General features: G+C 70.9%; 13 protein-coding genes and 2 pseudogenes. 11 read left to right on the top strand and 4 right to left on the bottom strand.

The window, feature by feature from the left end; genetic code table 11:
* Positions 1-134 precede the first annotated feature (134 nt).
* Positions 135-443: a heavy-metal-associated domain-containing protein gene (locus tag LRD69_RS10395; protein WP_277326278.1), complete on the bottom strand. Its 309-nt coding sequence runs from the start codon at positions 441-443 to the stop codon at positions 135-137.
* Between the two features lie 215 nt (positions 444-658).
* Between LRD69_RS10395 and LRD69_RS10390 the strand changes: the two genes are divergently transcribed.
* A complete protein-coding gene (locus tag LRD69_RS10390) occupies positions 659-1,696 on the top strand; it encodes a zinc-dependent alcohol dehydrogenase family protein (RefSeq protein WP_277326277.1) in 1,038 nt (345 codons plus the stop codon).
* A gap of 78 nt (positions 1,697-1,774) precedes the next feature.
* Here the strand turns inward: LRD69_RS10390 and LRD69_RS10385 are convergent, their stop codons facing one another.
* The 3 genes from LRD69_RS10385 to LRD69_RS10375 all read right to left on the bottom strand — a co-directional run bounded on the left by LRD69_RS10385 (position 1,775) and on the right by LRD69_RS10375 (position 3,643).
* Positions 1,775-1,972 (bottom strand): MarR family transcriptional regulator, encoded by a 198-nt coding sequence (locus tag LRD69_RS10385; protein ID WP_277326276.1) that lies wholly within the window; start codon positions 1,970-1,972, stop codon positions 1,775-1,777.
* A 250-nt stretch (positions 1,973-2,222) separates the two neighbouring features.
* Entirely contained in the window at positions 2,223-2,606 is a 384-nt protein-coding gene (locus LRD69_RS10380) for a peptidoglycan-binding protein (protein ID WP_277326275.1), read from the bottom strand.
* An 86-nt stretch (positions 2,607-2,692) separates the two neighbouring features.
* The gene (locus LRD69_RS10375; RefSeq protein WP_277326274.1) at positions 2,693-3,643 is read right to left on the bottom strand and encodes a sugar phosphate isomerase/epimerase; all 951 of its coding nucleotides are present in this window, start codon (positions 3,641-3,643) and stop codon (positions 2,693-2,695) included.
* A 134-nt stretch (positions 3,644-3,777) separates the two neighbouring features.
* Here LRD69_RS10375 and iolC point away from each other — a divergent pair, with 134 nt between their 5' ends.
* The 10 genes and pseudogenes from iolC to LRD69_RS10325 all read left to right on the top strand — a co-directional run bounded on the left by iolC (position 3,778) and on the right by LRD69_RS10325 (position 15,364).
* On the top strand, positions 3,778-4,833 hold the full coding sequence (gene iolC / locus LRD69_RS10370) for a 5-dehydro-2-deoxygluconokinase (RefSeq protein WP_277326273.1): 1,056 nt from the start codon (positions 3,778-3,780) through the stop codon (positions 4,831-4,833).
* On the top strand, positions 4,830-5,717 hold the full coding sequence (locus tag LRD69_RS10365; RefSeq protein ID WP_277326272.1) for a deoxyribose-phosphate aldolase: 888 nt from the start codon (positions 4,830-4,832) through the stop codon (positions 5,715-5,717). The genes iolC and LRD69_RS10365 overlap by 4 nt, the downstream gene beginning before the upstream one ends.
* A 30-nt stretch (positions 5,718-5,747) precedes the next feature.
* Positions 5,748-6,674 (top strand): 5-deoxy-glucuronate isomerase, encoded by a 927-nt coding sequence (gene iolB, locus LRD69_RS10360; RefSeq protein ID WP_277326271.1) that lies wholly within the window; start codon positions 5,748-5,750, stop codon positions 6,672-6,674.
* The gene (gene iolD, locus LRD69_RS10355; RefSeq protein ID WP_277326270.1) at positions 6,671-8,551 is read left to right on the top strand and encodes a 3D-(3,5/4)-trihydroxycyclohexane-1,2-dione acylhydrolase (decyclizing); all 1,881 of its coding nucleotides are present in this window, start codon (positions 6,671-6,673) and stop codon (positions 8,549-8,551) included. The genes iolB and iolD overlap by 4 nt, the downstream gene beginning before the upstream one ends.
* A 19-nt stretch (positions 8,552-8,570) precedes the next feature.
* Positions 8,571-10,070 (top strand): CoA-acylating methylmalonate-semialdehyde dehydrogenase, encoded by a 1,500-nt coding sequence (gene mmsA, locus LRD69_RS10350; RefSeq protein WP_277326269.1) that lies wholly within the window; start codon positions 8,571-8,573, stop codon positions 10,068-10,070.
* A 180-nt stretch (positions 10,071-10,250) separates the two neighbouring features.
* Complete coding sequence (locus LRD69_RS10345; protein ID WP_277326268.1) at positions 10,251-11,087, top strand: maleylpyruvate isomerase family mycothiol-dependent enzyme; 837 nt, start codon at positions 10,251-10,253, stop codon at positions 11,085-11,087.
* A 51-nt stretch (positions 11,088-11,138) separates the two neighbouring features.
* A pseudogene (locus tag LRD69_RS10340) lies at positions 11,139-11,285 on the top strand (DUF4291 family protein); the annotation flags it as partial.
* A gap of 141 nt (positions 11,286-11,426) precedes the next feature.
* Positions 11,427-12,320 carry a phosphotransferase gene (locus LRD69_RS10335; RefSeq protein WP_277326267.1) on the top strand — a complete coding sequence of 298 codons (894 nt, stop codon included), beginning with the start codon at positions 11,427-11,429 and terminating at the stop codon, positions 12,318-12,320.
* Positions 12,321-12,350: 30 nt separating this feature from the next.
* Positions 12,351-12,572: pseudogene (locus LRD69_RS10330) on the top strand (DUF4291 family protein); the annotation flags it as partial.
* A 371-nt stretch (positions 12,573-12,943) separates the two neighbouring features.
* Positions 12,944-15,364, top strand: coding sequence for a SpoIIE family protein phosphatase (locus LRD69_RS10325; RefSeq protein WP_277326266.1), 2,421 nt, complete (start codon positions 12,944-12,946; stop codon positions 15,362-15,364).
* Positions 15,365-15,396 lie beyond the last annotated feature (32 nt).

Here is a 15,396-nt window from a genome sequence, read left to right as displayed (position 1 = left end):
TGAAATGCCGACCGGGCCGTGCCTCCCAGTATTCGCTGGTCGGTCCGGCCCGGCGGCGACGGGTGGTGCGGGTGGTGCGAAAGACGCGGGTGACGTGGGTTCGCTCCGGGGTGTCCAGGTGGGCCGGACGGAATTCAGGCCTGACCGACGAGCACGTAACCCGCCTCGTCGACCGCTGCGCGCACGGCGTCCTCGGCCAGCGGCACCATGGAGACCACGGTCACCCGGCCGGTGGAGGCCACGGCCTTCACCGACGTGACACCCTCGATGCCGGAGACCTCCTCGGAGACGGCGCCCTCGCAGTGCCCGCAGGTCATGCCGGTCACCTGGTAGACGGTGGTGACCCCGCCCGTGGTGGCCTCACCGCTCGTACTGTCGTGGCAGGAGCCGCTGGGCGAGCAGCAGGAGCCGGTTGCCTGGGGCAGTTGGGTCTCGGTGGTCATGGTGGTTCTCCTCTTCGACGCGGACATCTCCGTGTGGCGCCAGGGGGCACGGGGAACGACGGTGCACCCCAACACTCATCACTTTATACCCCTAGGGGGTATAAATGCGAGGCGGGAGGCTGCTCCGGCCGGGTGGTGCCGGTCATTCGGGGTCATACGGAGGGCGGCATCATGGGTGGCCATGACCGACGGGCGGAAGCGGGAGGCGGAGCAGGATGCGGGCAGTGGTGTTCGAGGAATTCGGGCGGGACGCCAAGGTGCAGGACGTGCCGGATCCCGTCCCCTCCGGACAGGGCGTCGTGGTCCGTGTCGAGGCGACCGGGCTGTGCCGCAGCGACTGGCACGGCTGGATGGGCCACGACCCGGACATCACCCTGCCGCATGTGCCGGGCCATGAACTCGCCGGTGTGGTCGAGGCAGTGGGAAGCGCAGTCGTCAACTGGCGCCCCGGCGACCGGGTCACCGTTCCGTTCATCTGCGCCTGCGGCCGCTGTCCCGCCTGTGCGGCCGGGGCTCAGCAGGTCTGTGAGCGGCAGACCCAGCCGGGGTTCACCCACTGGGGGTCGTTCGCCTCGTACGTGGCGCTGGAACAGGCCGACGTCAATCTGGTCGCCGTGCCCGAGGGGCTGTCGTTCGCGGCGGCGGCAGGTCTCGGGTGCCGGTTCGCCACGGCGTTCCGGGCCGTCGTCGGCCAGGGGCGGGTGGCGCCGGGCGAGTGGGTCGCGGTGCACGGCTGCGGTGGGGTCGGACTGTCGGCCGTCATGATCGCGGCGGCCTGTGGAGCCCAGGTGGTCGCGGTCGACGTCTCGGCTCGCGCGCTCGAACTGGCGCGGTCGTTCGGGGCGGTGGAGTGCGTGGACGCGTCCGCGTATCCGGGCGGCGCGGACGAGGCGGTGCGCGAACTGACCGGTGGCGGGGCCCATCTGTCACTCGACGCGCTGGGCTCGCCGGTCACCTGCGCCGCCTCGGTCCGCAGCCTGCGGTGGCGGGGCCGCCATGTGCAGGTGGGCCTGCTGCCCACGGCCCCCGTCGTGCCCATGGCGCGCGTGATCGGGCTGGAGCTGGAGATCCTCGGCAGCCACGGAATGGCCGCGCACGACTACCCGCCGATGATGGACATGGTGCGCAGCGGTGCCCTGCGCCCGGAACTGCTGGTGACCTCCACCATCGCGCTGGACGCGGCCCCGGCGGCGCTCGCCGCGATGGGAACGGCGCTCGGGGCAGGGGTCACGATCATCGAACCGGCGAAGTAGCCCGCCCCCGGCCCTCCCTGCGCCTGACGCCCGGGGTCTGCGACGGGCAGGGAGGGAAAGGGGACGGTCGAGGAGATGTCACTCCCTGCGGCCCCGGTTGCCCGGGCGGGAAGCGACCCAGGCGCGGACCGTGTCCGCGTACCAGTAGGGCTTGCCGCCCTCCACATGGTCCGGTGCGGGGAGCAGACCGTGCTTGCGGTACGAGCGGACGGTGTCCGGCTGCACCCGGATGTGCGCGGCAATGTCCTTGTAGGACCAGAGCCTTCTGTCCGTCATGAGTGGCACCTCTCTGCTCTGTTCTGCACCGCAGCGGCAGCCGGGAGCCGTCGGGGGAGCCACGGCGCGCACGCTGACGATCACTCGGCCTGTGTTCGGTGAACGACGCGGAGTGACGAGCAGGGAGGGGCTGTCGAGCGTCTGTGACGGAAGACCCGCGTAACGAAGACATGCGTGACGCGGGAGTGATCTCCGTGACAGAACGCGCGCATGAGGTGAAAGGGGGGCCCGCCCCGGTACGGGACAGCCCTCAGGCGTGCCAGAGCGCCGACCAGGTCTGCTCGTCGACCTGGCCGTCGGGGACGAGCGGCGGGTGGTCCGCCTGGAAGCGCTGGACGGCGATGAGCGTCATCGGGCCGAAGGTGCCGTCGACCGCGCTCCACGGCAGATACCGGCGGTTGGCCAGCAGGCACTGCACCTCGGACACCCGGTCGCCCTGCTCGCCGTAGAGGGTCGGCCGGTTGCCGTCGTAGAACACGCACGCCGCGCCCGCGCCGGGCGGTGCGAACGGCGGTACCGGGTCGGGCTCCGCCGCTGCGGCGACGGGGCTTGCGGCGAGGGCGGCGACCAGGGCGATTACGGCCAGGGCCGAGGCGCCGGCCGTCCTGGGGGAGAAGGGCGTCTTTCGGGTCACGGCGAGCAGCTCCTTGTTCGGTCGAGGGGCGCGGCGGCAGCCGCACCCTCATCTCGCCGAGAACAACACCGCGCGGTGTCCCGACGTCACATACCCGGACGGCTCGGCGTGTCGGGTGCGCGCTCCGGGGTGCCGCACGAGCGGAGGAAGTCGCGGGTGCGGCGGGCGATCGGGAGGGGCTTGTCGGGAGGGCACGGATACATGTCCTGCTCGACGATCGCGAACAGATCGACGTCCAGCCGGCGGGCGGCGTCCAGCACCGGGGCCAGGGCCGGCACGCCGTTCGGCGGTTCGCACATCACCCCGCGCGCCACGGCCGGGCCGAACGGCACCTCGTCCGCCACGACTTGGGCCAGGATCTCCGGGTCCACCTGCTTGAGGTGCAGATAGCCGATCCGCTCGCCGTAGGTCTCGATGAGCTTGACGCTGTCGCCGCCGCAGTAGGCGTAGTGGCCGGTGTCCAGGCAGAGCGAGACCAGATCGGGGTCCGTGGCGTCGAGGAACCGGCTGACGTTCTCGGCACTGTCGATATGGGTGTCCGCATGCGGGTGGACGACGATGCGCAGCCCGTAGCGGTCCTGCACCTCGCGGCCCAGCCGCTCCGTCTGGGTGGTGAGGTCGCGCCACTGCTCCACGGTGAGCGTCCGCTCCTCCCGTACCTCGCCGGTCTTGTCGTCGCGCCAGAACGACGGGATGACGACCAGATGTTCGGCGCCCATCGCCCGGGTGAGCGCAGCGATGCCGGCGACATGCGCCCAGGTCCGGTCCCAGACGCCGGGGCCATGGTGCAATCCGGTGAAAACGGTGCCCGCGGAGACGGTCAGGCCGCGGCGCCGGGTCTCGTCGGCGAGGCGTGCCGGGTCGGTCGGGAGGTAGCCGTACGGGCCCAGCTCGATCCACTCGTAACCGGCCTCGGAGACCTCGTCGAGGAAGCGCTGCCACGGCACCTGCTGAGGATCGTCGGGGAACCAGACCCCCCAGGAGTCGGGTGCCGAGCCGATGCGGATGCGGGCCGGAGCGGATGCGGAGGAGGTCATATCGCCCAGCCTTCCGGCCCCGGAAGACGGGTGTCAAGCCTTAGTCCGTATGTCCGGACAAAATGTTGACAGGGTTCCGGGGAGAGGGCTAGACCTGGGGGCAGCCGCTCCGGTCGCCGGTCGAAGGGATGCGTATGCCTGGGACGTACGACGTGATCACCATGGGGCGGATCGGGGTGGATCTCTACCCACTCCAAACGGGTCTGCCGCTGGCTCAGGTCGACACCTTCGGAAAGTTTCTCGGCGGCTCACCGGCCAATGTGGCCGTCGCTGCGGCCCGGCTCGGCCGGCGGACGGCGGTGGTGACGCGCACCGGCCGGGACGCGTTCGGGAACTATCTCCACCAGCAGCTCAGGGAGTTCGGGGTGGACGACCGGTGGGTGACACCCGTCGACGCGTATCCGACGCCGGTGACCTTCTGCGAGATCTTCCCGCCGGACGACTTCCCGCTCTACTTCTACCGGCAGCCCAAGGCGCCCGACCTGGAGATCCACGAGGCGGAGCTCGATCTCGACGCGATCCGGGCGGCCCGCGTCTTCTGGATGACGGGCACCGGCCTCTGCGCGGAACCGAGCCGCACCGCGACGCTGCGGGCGCTGCGCGCCCGGAGCGAGGCCCGGGAGCGGTCACGCGGCGAGCGGAGCCGCGGTCCCGGAGCCCCCCTCACGGTCTTCGACCTGGACTGGCGCCCGATGTTCTGGGCCGACGCCCCCGGTCGCCCGAGCGCGGACCACCCCGCCCACCCGACCGCATCCGCGCGTTACCGCGAGGCCCTCGCGCACGCCACCGTCGCCGTCGGCAATCTCGACGAGTGCGAGATCGCCACCGGGGAGCGCGAGCCGTACGCCGCCGCCCGCGCCCTGCTCGCCGCCGGGGTCGAGCTCGCCGTCGTCAAGCAGGGCCCCAAGGGCGTCCTCGCCGTCCACCGCGACGGCACCGTCGCCGACGTCCCGCCCCTGCCCGTCGAGGTCGTCAACGGTCTCGGCGCCGGAGACGCGTTCGGCGGTGCGCTCTGCCACGGGCTGCTCGCCGGCTGGGAGACCGAGCGCATCATGCGGTACGCCAACGCCGCCGGTGCCATCGTCGCGTCCCGGCTCGCCTGTTCGCCCGCCATGCCGTTCCCGCACGAAGTCGAGGAAGCGCTCGCTCGCGGCGCCGTCCCCGCCGGTGGACCAGGGGCGGTCTCATGAGGCCCGCGGCCTCCTCCGTCTCCGACCTCGTCCGGCTGCGCGTGCGCCATCCCGAGGCCGTCGGCGAGGCGGCCGCCCGGCGCCGGAGGCGGCCCCTCGTCGGCGACAGCGGCCGCCTGATGATCATCGCCGCGGACCACCCGGCCCGCGGATCCTTCGCCGTCGGCGAGCGCGAACTGGCCATGGCCAACCGGTTCGAGCTCCTGGAGCGGCTCTGCCTCGCCCTCTCCCGACCCGGCGTCGACGGCGTCCTCGCCACCGCCGACATCCTCGACGACCTGCTGCTTCTCGGCGCGTTGGAGAACAAGGTCGCCGTCGGCTCGATGAACCGCGGCGGACTCGCGGGCGCCTCCTTCGAACTCGACGACCGCTTCACCGGCCACCGCCCCGACGACCTCGCCCGGCTCGGCTTCGACGCGGGCAAGCTGCTGCTCCGGATCGACTACGACGACCCCGGTTCCCTCGACACGATGCATGCCACCGCCCGCGCGATCGACGCCATGGCCGCGCACCGGCTGCCGGTCTTCGTCGAGCCGTTCCTCTGCCGCCGTGTCGACGGCAAGGTCCGCAACGACCTCGGTGCGGCGGCGGTGACCACGTCGATCGCCATCGCCTCGGGGCTGGCCGGCACCTCCGCGTACACCTGGCTCAAGGTCCCCGTCACCGACAACCCCGACGACATGGCGCGCGTGATGGAGACCTCGACGCTGCCCGCCGTGCTGCTGGGCGGCGAGGTGGGCGACGACCAGGAGGGTGCGTACGAGAAATGGCGTGGCGCGCTCCGACTGCCCACCGTCCAGGGGCTGGTGGCCGGGCGGTCGTTGCTCTATCCGGTCGACGGCGATGTGGCCGGGGCCGTCGACACGGCCGTGGCACTGCTGTAGCGAATGAGCGGGGACGGGTAAGGAGAGGGCATGACGACGGACAACGACGCACGGGTACGGGAACGGCCGTGGCGGCAGCGGCATCTGCCTGCCGGCAGCGCGGCCGACGGACCGTACGCCCTGGACATCGACCCGAAGCGGGCCGGCTGGGACCGGTCGAGCCTGCGCGTGGTGGAGCTGCCGCCGGGCGGTGTTCACACACTCGTCACCGGGGAGAGCGAATGGATCGTCCTGCCGTTGACCGGCGGCTGTACGGTGCTCGCCTCAGGTGAGATCTTTGAACTGCTGGGACGTGAAAGCGTGTTCAGCGGGGTGTCCGACTTCGCGTACGTACCGCGTGACACCCATGCGCAGATCTCCTCCGGCGCGGGAGGCCGCTTCGCCCTGGCAGGAGCGAAGTGCGGGCGACGACTCCCCGCCCGCTACGGGCCCGCGCCGGAGGTTCCCGTCGAGCTGCGCGGCTCCGGGACCTGTTCGCGCCAGGTCAACAACTTCGCCGCCGCCGACACCTTCGACTGCGACCGGCTGATCGCCGTCGAGGTCCTCACCCCCGGCGGCAACTGGTCCTCCTACCCGCCGCACAAACACGACGAGTACCGCCCCGGGGCCGAGTCCGTCCTCGAAGAGATCTACTACTTCGAGATCGAGGAGAACCACGGCAGGCCCGGCCTCGGCTACCACCGGGTGTCCCCGTCCCGGCCCGGCGGCACGGACGTCCTCGCCGAAGTCCGCAGCGGCGACGCCGTCCTGATCCCCGACGGCTGGCACGGCCCGTCCATCGCCGCCCCCGGCCACACCATGTACTACCTCAATGTGATGGCGGGACCGGGGGAGCAGCGGGAGTGGCTGATCAGCGACCACCCCGACCACGGCTGGATCCGCGACACCTGGCCCGCCCAGCCGGTCGACCCCCGGCTTCCGCTCCACGGACTCTCCGGTCAGGAGGTACCCCAGTGAGTACCCGCAGGCTCACCACCGCCCAGGCCCTGGTGGCCTTCCTCGCCCGCCAGTACACCGAACGCGACGGCCGGCGGCAGCGTCTGATCAGTGCCACCTGGGGCATCTTCGGCCACGGCAACGTCGCCGGGATCGGCCAGGCCCTCCTGGAGACCGGGCCCGCCATGCCCTACCTGCAGGGCCGCAACGAGCAGTCCATGGTGCACGCCGCCGTCGGATACGCCCGCCAGTCGGGCCGGCTCTCCGCACATGCCGTCACCACCTCCATCGGCCCCGGCGCCACCAACCTCGTCACCGGCGCCGCCCTCGCCACCGTCAACCACCTCCCCGTCCTCCTGCTGCCCGGTGACGTCTTCGCGACCCGCCCCGCCGACCCCGTACTCCAGCAGCTCGAAGTCCCGTCCGCGGGCGACGTCTCGGTCAACGACTGTCTGCGCCCCGTCTCCCGCTACTTCGACCGGATCACCCGCCCCGAAGCGCTCGTCCCGGCCGCCCTCCAGGCCATGCGGACCCTCGCGGACCCGGCGGAGACCGGCGCCGTCACGCTCGCACTCCCGCAGGACGTACAGGCGGAGGCGTACGACTGGCCGGAGGAGTTCTTCGCCGAGCGCGTCTGGTACGTACGTCGCCCCGGGCCCGACGAGCACGAACTGGAGCAGGCGGTACGGGCCGTGCGCAGTGCCCGTCGCCCGCTGATCATCGCGGGCGGCGGGGTGCATCACAGCGCGGCCGAGGAGACCCTCGCCGCCTTCGCGGCCGCCACCCGCATCCCTGTCGCCTCCACCCAGTCCGGCAAGGGGTCGCTGCACCACGACCACCCCGCCGACGTCGGCGGCATCGGCCACACCGGCACCGCGACCGCCGACGAACTGGCCCGTACCGCCGACCTGGTCATCGGCATCGGCACCCGCTGCACCGACTTCACCACCGCCTCCGCCACCCTCTTCGCGAACCCGGCCGTCCGCTTCCTCGGCGTCAACATCACCGGCTTCGACGCCCACAAGCTCGCCGCGTTCCCGCTCGTCGCCGACGCCCGTGCGGCTCTCGAAGCCCTGACCAAAGCGCTGAACGAGCGCAACTACCGCGTCGACCCGGACTACGAGACCGAGTACACCGATGCCAAGCGGCACTGGGAACAGCGCGTCGACGCGGCATACGCCGCCGACGCCCCGGAGGCGCGGCCCACCCAGGTCCAGGTCCTCGGCCTGCTCGACAGCCTGGTCACCGACGACGACATCCTGATCAACGCGGCGGGCTCGCTCCCCGGCGATCTGCACCAGCTGTGGCGGACCCGCTCCCGCCGCCAGTACCACGTCGAGTACGGCTACTCCTGCATGGGATACGAGATCCCGGCCGCGATCGGCGTGCAGCTGGCCGCCCCCGGCCGGCCCGTCTGGGCGCTCGTCGGCGACGGCACGTACCTCATGAACCCCACCGAGATCGTCACCGCCGTGCAGGAGAACCTGCCGGTCAAGGTCGTCGTCCTGCAGAACCACGGCTATGCCTCGATCGGCGGACTGTCCGAAGCCGTCGGCAGTGAGCGCTTCGGTACGGCCTACCGGCAGCGGGCCGCCGACGGCACCTTCACCGGCCCCCCGCTGCCCGTCGATCTCGCGGCCAACGCCGCCTCCCTCGGCATGCGGGTGCTGCGCGCCAGGACCGTGCGTGACCTGCGTGAAGCACTCGCCGACGCGCGTGCGTCGGACCGTCCCACTTGTGTCTACGTCGAGACCAAAACGGCAGACACAGTGTCGGGCCCCCCTCCGGCCCAGGCGTGGTGGGATGTTCCTGTAGCCGAAACGGCAGCCCGCCCGTCGGCGGTCAAGGCCCGGGAAGACTACGACCGGCAAGTCGCAGCCCGACGCCGCCACCTCTGAAGGCCTGAAGGAGTACGCAATGAAGACCGTCAACCACTGGATCGGTGGCAAGACCGTCGAGGGCACGTCGGGCAACTACGGCCCGGTCACCGACCCGGCCACCGGCGCCGTCACCACCCAGGTAGCCCTCGCCTCCCTCGAAGAGGTCGACGCCGCGGTCGCCGCAGCGAAGGACGCGTACGCGACGTGGGGCACGTCGTCGCTGGCCACCCGCACCGCCGTCCTCTTCCGCTACCGCGCGCTGCTCGACGCCCGCCGCGACGACATCGCCGCGCTGATCACCGCAGAGCACGGCAAGGTGCACTCCGACGCGCTCGGCGAGGTCGCCCGCGGTCTGGAGATCGTCGAGCTGGCCTGCGGCATCACCACCCAGCTCAAGGGCGAGCTGTCCACCCAGGTCTCCAGCCGGGTCGATGTCTCCTCGATCCGCCAGTCGCTCGGTGTCGTCGCGGGCATCACGCCGTTCAACTTCCCGGCGATGGTGCCGATGTGGATGTTCCCGCTGGCCATCGCCTGCGGCAACACGTTCGTGCTGAAGCCGAGCGAGAAGGACCCGTCGGCCGCCAACCTGCTGGCCGAGCTGGCCGCCGAGGCCGGACTGCCGGACGGCGTGCTGAACGTGCTGCACGGCGACAAGGTCGCCGTCGACGGACTGCTGAACCACCCGGACGTCGCCGCGGTGTCCTTCGTCGGCTCCACCCCGATCGCCCGCTACATCCACACCACCGCCTCCGCCAACGGCAAGCGCGTCCAGGCGCTCGGCGGCGCGAAGAACCACATGCTCGTCCTGCCGGACGCGGACCTCGACGCCGCCGCCGACGCCGCGGTCTCCGCCGCGTACGGCTCCGCCGGTGAGCGCTGCATGGCGATCTCCGCGGTCGTCGCGGTGGGCGCCATCGGCGACGAGCTCGTCGCCAGGATCAAGGAGCGCGCCGAGAAGATCAAGATCGGCCCCGGCAACGACCCGACGTCCGAGATGGGCCCGCTGATCACCGCCGCCCACCGCGACAAGGTCGCCTCGTACGTCACCGGCGCTGCGGCCCAGGGAGCCGAGGTCGTCCTCGACGGCACCGGCTACACCGTCGATGGGTTCGAGGACGGCCACTGGATCGGCCTCTCCCTCCTCGACCACGTCTCCACCGACTCGGACGCGTACAGGGACGAGATCTTCGGCCCGGTGCTGTGCGTCCTGCGCACCGAGACGTACGAGGAAGGCGTCGCCCTCATGAACGCCTCGCCGTTCGGCAACGGCACCGCGATCTTCACCCGCGACGGCGGCGCCGCCCGCCGCTTCCAGCTGGAGATCGAGGCCGGCATGGTCGGCGTCAACGTGCCGATCCCGGTGCCGGTGGGCTACCACTCCTTCGGTGGCTGGAAGGACTCGCTCTTCGGCGACCACCACATCTACGGCAACGACGGCGTGCACTTCTACACCCGCGGCAAGGTCGTCACCACCCGCTGGCCGGACCCGGCCGACGCCCCGGCCGGTGTGGACCTCGGCTTCCCCCGCAACCACTGATCCGTACGCACCGGGCCGAGGCCCCGGCCGCCGCCACCGCGTTCCAGGGAGGCGGCGGCCGGGGCCTCGGCCCGTGCGACGGCCCGGACTCCCGGTGCCCGCACCCGTCCCTCGATCTTCATGTCCGGCGCCGAGCGTGGCATTCTGCACGGACCCGCCGGACCCCGAGGAGCGACCGCTGTGGAACTCACGCCTGCCCAGGAGCGGGGAGCCGCGCTCCCCGAAGGACTTGCCGAGGCGATACGCGACACCGCCGAGGAGATCGCGGCGCTGCTGCGCGGCCGCACGGACACGGATGTCCCGGTCCCCGGATCCGAGTGGACCCTCGGCGAGGCGGCGGCCCACCTGGCGCAGGCCAATGAGCTGATGGCCGAGGTCGCGGCCGGCCAGGAACGCGCATGGGGGGACGGCACTCCGCAGAGCCTGGCGGAGGCCAACGCGCGTGCCCTCGCAGGGTTCGACGAGCGCCGGGCCGCCCCGCTGGCCGACATGATCGTGGCGCAGGCGGCCGCCTATCTCGCGACGCTGGACGGACGTCCGGCCGAAGAGACGGCGAAACCGCAGCAGCCGGTGCAGACCCCGCTGGGCCCGATGGACGTGGCCACCCTCGGCTCGTACCTCCTCACGCACATGCTCGGCCACGGCTACGATCTCGCCCGCGCGGTGGGCCGTCCGCACATGCTCGACCGTGCGCGGGTCGAGCTGTCGATGCCCTTCATGATCACGGCCATGCCGCGGGTCGTCGCCGCTGCCGCCGCAGGCCTGACCGCCCGCTACACGATCCGGCTGCGCGGCGGCTCCAGCTTCGGGGTGACCGTCACCGACGGTGCGGTGGCCGTCAGCCGCGAGCCGCTCCGCCGCCCCGACTGCACCATTTCCATCGAGCCGGTCACTTTCCTGCTGATCGCCCTCGGCCGGTGCGATCCCTGGGGGGCGATGGCCCGGGGACGGGTGCTGACATGGGGCCGCAAGCCCTGGCTCGCACCCCGCTTCCCGGCCCTGTTCACGGCGCCCTGAGCCGCGGAAACCCGCTCGCCGAACGGGACCGGCCGATGCTGTGATGACGCCATGACAGCATCGGCTGTCCCGCAGCGCCAGATCCGTGCCCAGTACACGGACACCACCGTCACCGTCCACCAGGCCTACTCACGCTCCATCGGCCTCCTCGCTGCCCGTGACGGACGCTTCCCCACCGCCTGGAAGCGCGACCGCATGATGTGAGTCATCAAGGCGCGTTCACAGCCCCTTTCGGTGCCTGAAGAGAGGCGATCCGCGCCGTTGCGGGCCTGGTCGGCGACCGCGCGGCCACTCGATGACCACCGCTGACGTCGTGTGGTCGATTGATATCGTCCGCGAATGACCAGTCCCAGCCGCGACCGCGTCGCAGACGTCCGCAGCGTCGTGATGACGCACATGCCCGACTACCAGGTCGACTCCGTCGTGCAGCTCGGCGAGGGCCTGGACAATCTGGCGTACGAGGTGAACGGTGAGCTGATCGTGCGCTTCAGCAAGGAGCCCGACCTGGCACGGCGGGCCGCCCTGCTGAACCACGAGGCCCGCGTGCTTGCTGCCGTCGCCGACGTTTCGCCGCTGCCCGTGCCCCAGCCGACGTTCACGGTCGCGGAGCAGGGGTGTCTGGCCTACTTCAAGCTCCCCGGCGTGCCACTGGTGGATATGCCGCGGCACCAGCGATCGGCCCACGGCACGTCGATCGGCGCCACGCTTGGCGAGCTACTCACTGCGCTGCATGCTGTTGCGATCGATCGGATGGCCGTGGAAACGGACCACCAGCCGGTGGCCGAGTGGCGACATGAGGCCACCGAGAACTATGTGACGGTGGCCGGGCAGGTACCGGCGGCGCAGCGCCGATCCGTCGAGGCGTTCCTGGACGCCGCACCACCGCACGATGGCTGCACCCCAACGTTCTCCCACAACGATCTGGGGATCGAACACGTTCTCGTCGATCCGGTCGCATGGACGGTGACCGGCATCATCGACTGGAGCGATGCCGCCGTCGTCGATCCAGCCTGCGACTTCGGGCTGCTCTACCGCGATCTCGGCCCCGCGGCCACCCGCGCCGCCATCAGCACCTATCGAACCGACGTCAACGACGTCGCGGCTCTCAGCGAGCGTGCCGTGTTCTATGCCAGGTGCAGTGTGTTCGAGGATCTGGCATACGGCATCGAGACGGAACAAGGCAAATACGTCGACAAGAGCCTTGCCGCGATGGAATGGCTGTTTCCGTCATAGCCGACTCATCTCGACCGAGCCGCCGGGGACATCAACCCGCCGGGAGAGAACCAGCACCTCCAATGGTGCAAGGAACTGGGCTATGAGCGCGGCTTGACATGGATCAAGCCGAGCTTCCTGTGGATGATGTACGGCTGCGGCTGGGCCACGAAGGAGGGCCAGGAGACCGTCCTGGCCGTCGAGATCGGCCGCGAAGGCTTCGACTGGGCGCTGGACCACGCCGAACTCTCCCACTACGTCAGGGGAGTCCACACACCGAACGGCCGGGCCGCCTACGGACCACATGACAGCACAGGCTCGCCGGGACGGGGCTCGAGCGGAGTACCCCGTTCGGAACCAACTGGCCTGCCGAGAACCGCGTCGGTGCCGGAGGTATCGGAGTAGTAGCCGAGCCGGCCCGGGTCCGGCCCGACCGGCCGTGGCACCGATCGTCACTGACGCGGTGCCACGGCCGGGTCGTCCTGCTGGGGCAGCAGACGTTGCCTCATTCGTTGCACATGCTGCGCGTCGTCCTCCACTCCTGCCGGACCGCCTGGCCGGGAGGAACGGGAGGTAGCGAACGGAGACAGCGGGGAGGAGCATCGGAGTCACTAGGCAAGGTGGTGGTTATGGGGACGCCGTCGATGCGTTTCAGCGAGAATGCCGAGGATCCGTTCGCCCTCGGGCGTGGCGCCTCGGCTGTGCTCGACGATCAAGGAACCGTGGTCGGCTGGAGCGCACGTGCACAGGAGCTGCTGGGCTATCCGGCCAAGGACGTGCTTGGACGGGCGTGGCAGGACCTCCTGGTCGACGCCCGTGACCTGCCTGTCGCGCGGGCCGTCGTCGTGGACGCCGTGAGGACGGGGGGCTGGTTCGGGGTCCTGCCCGTCCGGCACCGCGACGGACGGCGTGTGGAGATGGGTTTCCGGGCCCGCGCGGTCACTCGGGACGGGGACAGCCGGGAGTGGGTCCTGGTCGGAGCCCCGGCCGCGGAGGTCGGTGCCTGGGAGCGGGACCGTGCGCTGCTGGACGGCCTGTACCGCCGGTCCCCGATCGGTCTGGTCACCTACGGCCCGGACAGGAGAGTGATTCGGGTCAACCGCGCGGTCGAAAAGGCAAGCGGCGTCCCGGCCGAGGCGCCGGTGGGCCGTCGCCCCCGCGAATTCATGGTCGACGAGGACGCGGGTTCGGCCGATGAGCGGGTACGGCACGTCCTGGAGACCGGCGAGCCGTTGATCTTCACGGAGCAGTCCGCCCGGGCACGCCACGATCCAGGCCGGGAACGGATCGTGTCCGTCTCGGCGTTCCGCATGGAAGACCCCTCGGGCCGGATTCTCGGCGTGGCCGAGACGATCGAGGACGTGACCGACCGCCACCGGGCCCAACGCAGGCTCGCCCTGCTGAACGAGGCAAGCGTCCGGATCGGAACCTCACTGGACGTGACACAGACCGCTCGGGAACTGGCCGAGGCGGCCGTCCACGGCCTGGCCGACTACTGCTCGGTGGAGCTCCTCAAGCCGGTGACACTGGGTGATGAACCAGTTTCCGGTGCGTCAGGTCCGCTGCTCCGAGTCGCCCTCTCCCCCCCAGAGCACCGCGTCCCGTTCCAGGAAGGCGATGTGGTCCCGCTGCTTCCGGAATCTCCGCAGGCGCGGTGCCTGTCCGAGCGTCGCCCGATTCTCGAAGGACTGCTGCCGCTGCGCCCCGAGTGGTACGCCACGGACCGGCGGCGGATCGAGATGGCCTTGAGTCTCGGAGTTCATTCGCTGATCGCGGCGCCTCTGGTTGCGCGCGGTCTGGTACTGGGCGTAGTGAGCCTATGGCGATCGCGCCATTCGGAGCATTTCGAGGACGGCGATGTCGCCGTGGCCCAGGAGCTTTCCTCGCGTGCGGCCGTCTGCATCGACAATGCGCGCCGCTTCACCCAGCAGCAGAGCGCCGCCCTGACTCTGCAGCGCAGTCTGCTGCCGAGGGCGGCATCCGACCTGCCGGCCGTCGAGGTGGCCTGCCGATACCTCCCGGCGAGCGGTGAACCGGGCATCGGCGGTGACTGGTTCGACGTGATCCCGTTGTCAGGGGCCCGGGTCGCTCTCGTTGTGGGAGACGTGGTCGGCCACGGGATCCATGCTGCGGCCTCAATGGGCCGCCTGCGCGCCGCCGTGCGCACCCTGGCCAGCCTCGACCTGGAACCGGACGAGGTGGTGGCGCGGCTGGACGATCTGGTCAGTCTGCTGGCCACCGAGCTGGAGGCGAACACCGACGGCAATGGGCCGTCGATCGAGCAGATGATCGGGGCCACCTGCGTCTACGCCGTCTACGATCCGGTCTCCCGGCACTGCTCCCTGGCACGCGCCGGCCACCCGGCACCGGTGATGACCACGCCGGACGGCCATGTGACCGTGCTCGACCTGCCCGCAGGCCCACCGCTCGGACTGGGCGGACTGCCGTTCGAGACGTGCGACCTCGACCTCCCGGAGGGGAGCCTGCTCACGCTCTACACCAACGGCCTTCTGGAGGCGCGCAACGGCGACATCGACGTCGCGCTGGATCATCTGCACGAATGTCTCACCAACTCCACCGACCCCCTGGACGGCACCTGCCGTGCCGTGATCGAAGCGCTGCTGCCCAGGGAGCACCTACCCGCCGACGACATTGCGCTGCTCATCGCCCGTACGCGGGTGCTGCCCCCACAGAATGTCGCCACGTGGCAGCTGCCCCTGGAAGCGACCGCCGCTGCCCGTGCCAGGCAGCTGACCACGGCGAAACTGGCCGAATGGGGGCTGACGGAACTGGCCTTCACCACCGAGCTGGTCGCCAGCGAGCTCGTCACCAACGCCTACCGGTACGCGGCCGGTCCCGTCACCCTGCGCCTCATCCGTACACACTGCCTGATCTGTGAGGTGTCCGACACCAGCCACACTTCCCCTCACCTCCGACGGGCCCTCAGCACGGACGAGGGCGGCCGCGGGCTCTTCCTGGTCGCGCAGCTCACGGAGCGTTGGGGCACCCGCTACACCCACGATGGCAAGACCGTTTGGACGGAGCAGCCTCTCCCGCACGCATGACCCGCGACGAGGGCGTGCCACCCGTAGGGACG

Source organism: Streptomyces sp. JH14, from assembly GCF_029428675.1.
GTDB lineage: Bacteria > Actinomycetota > Actinomycetes > Streptomycetales > Streptomycetaceae > Streptomyces.
This window is presented reverse-complemented; position numbering and strand designations above follow the sequence as displayed.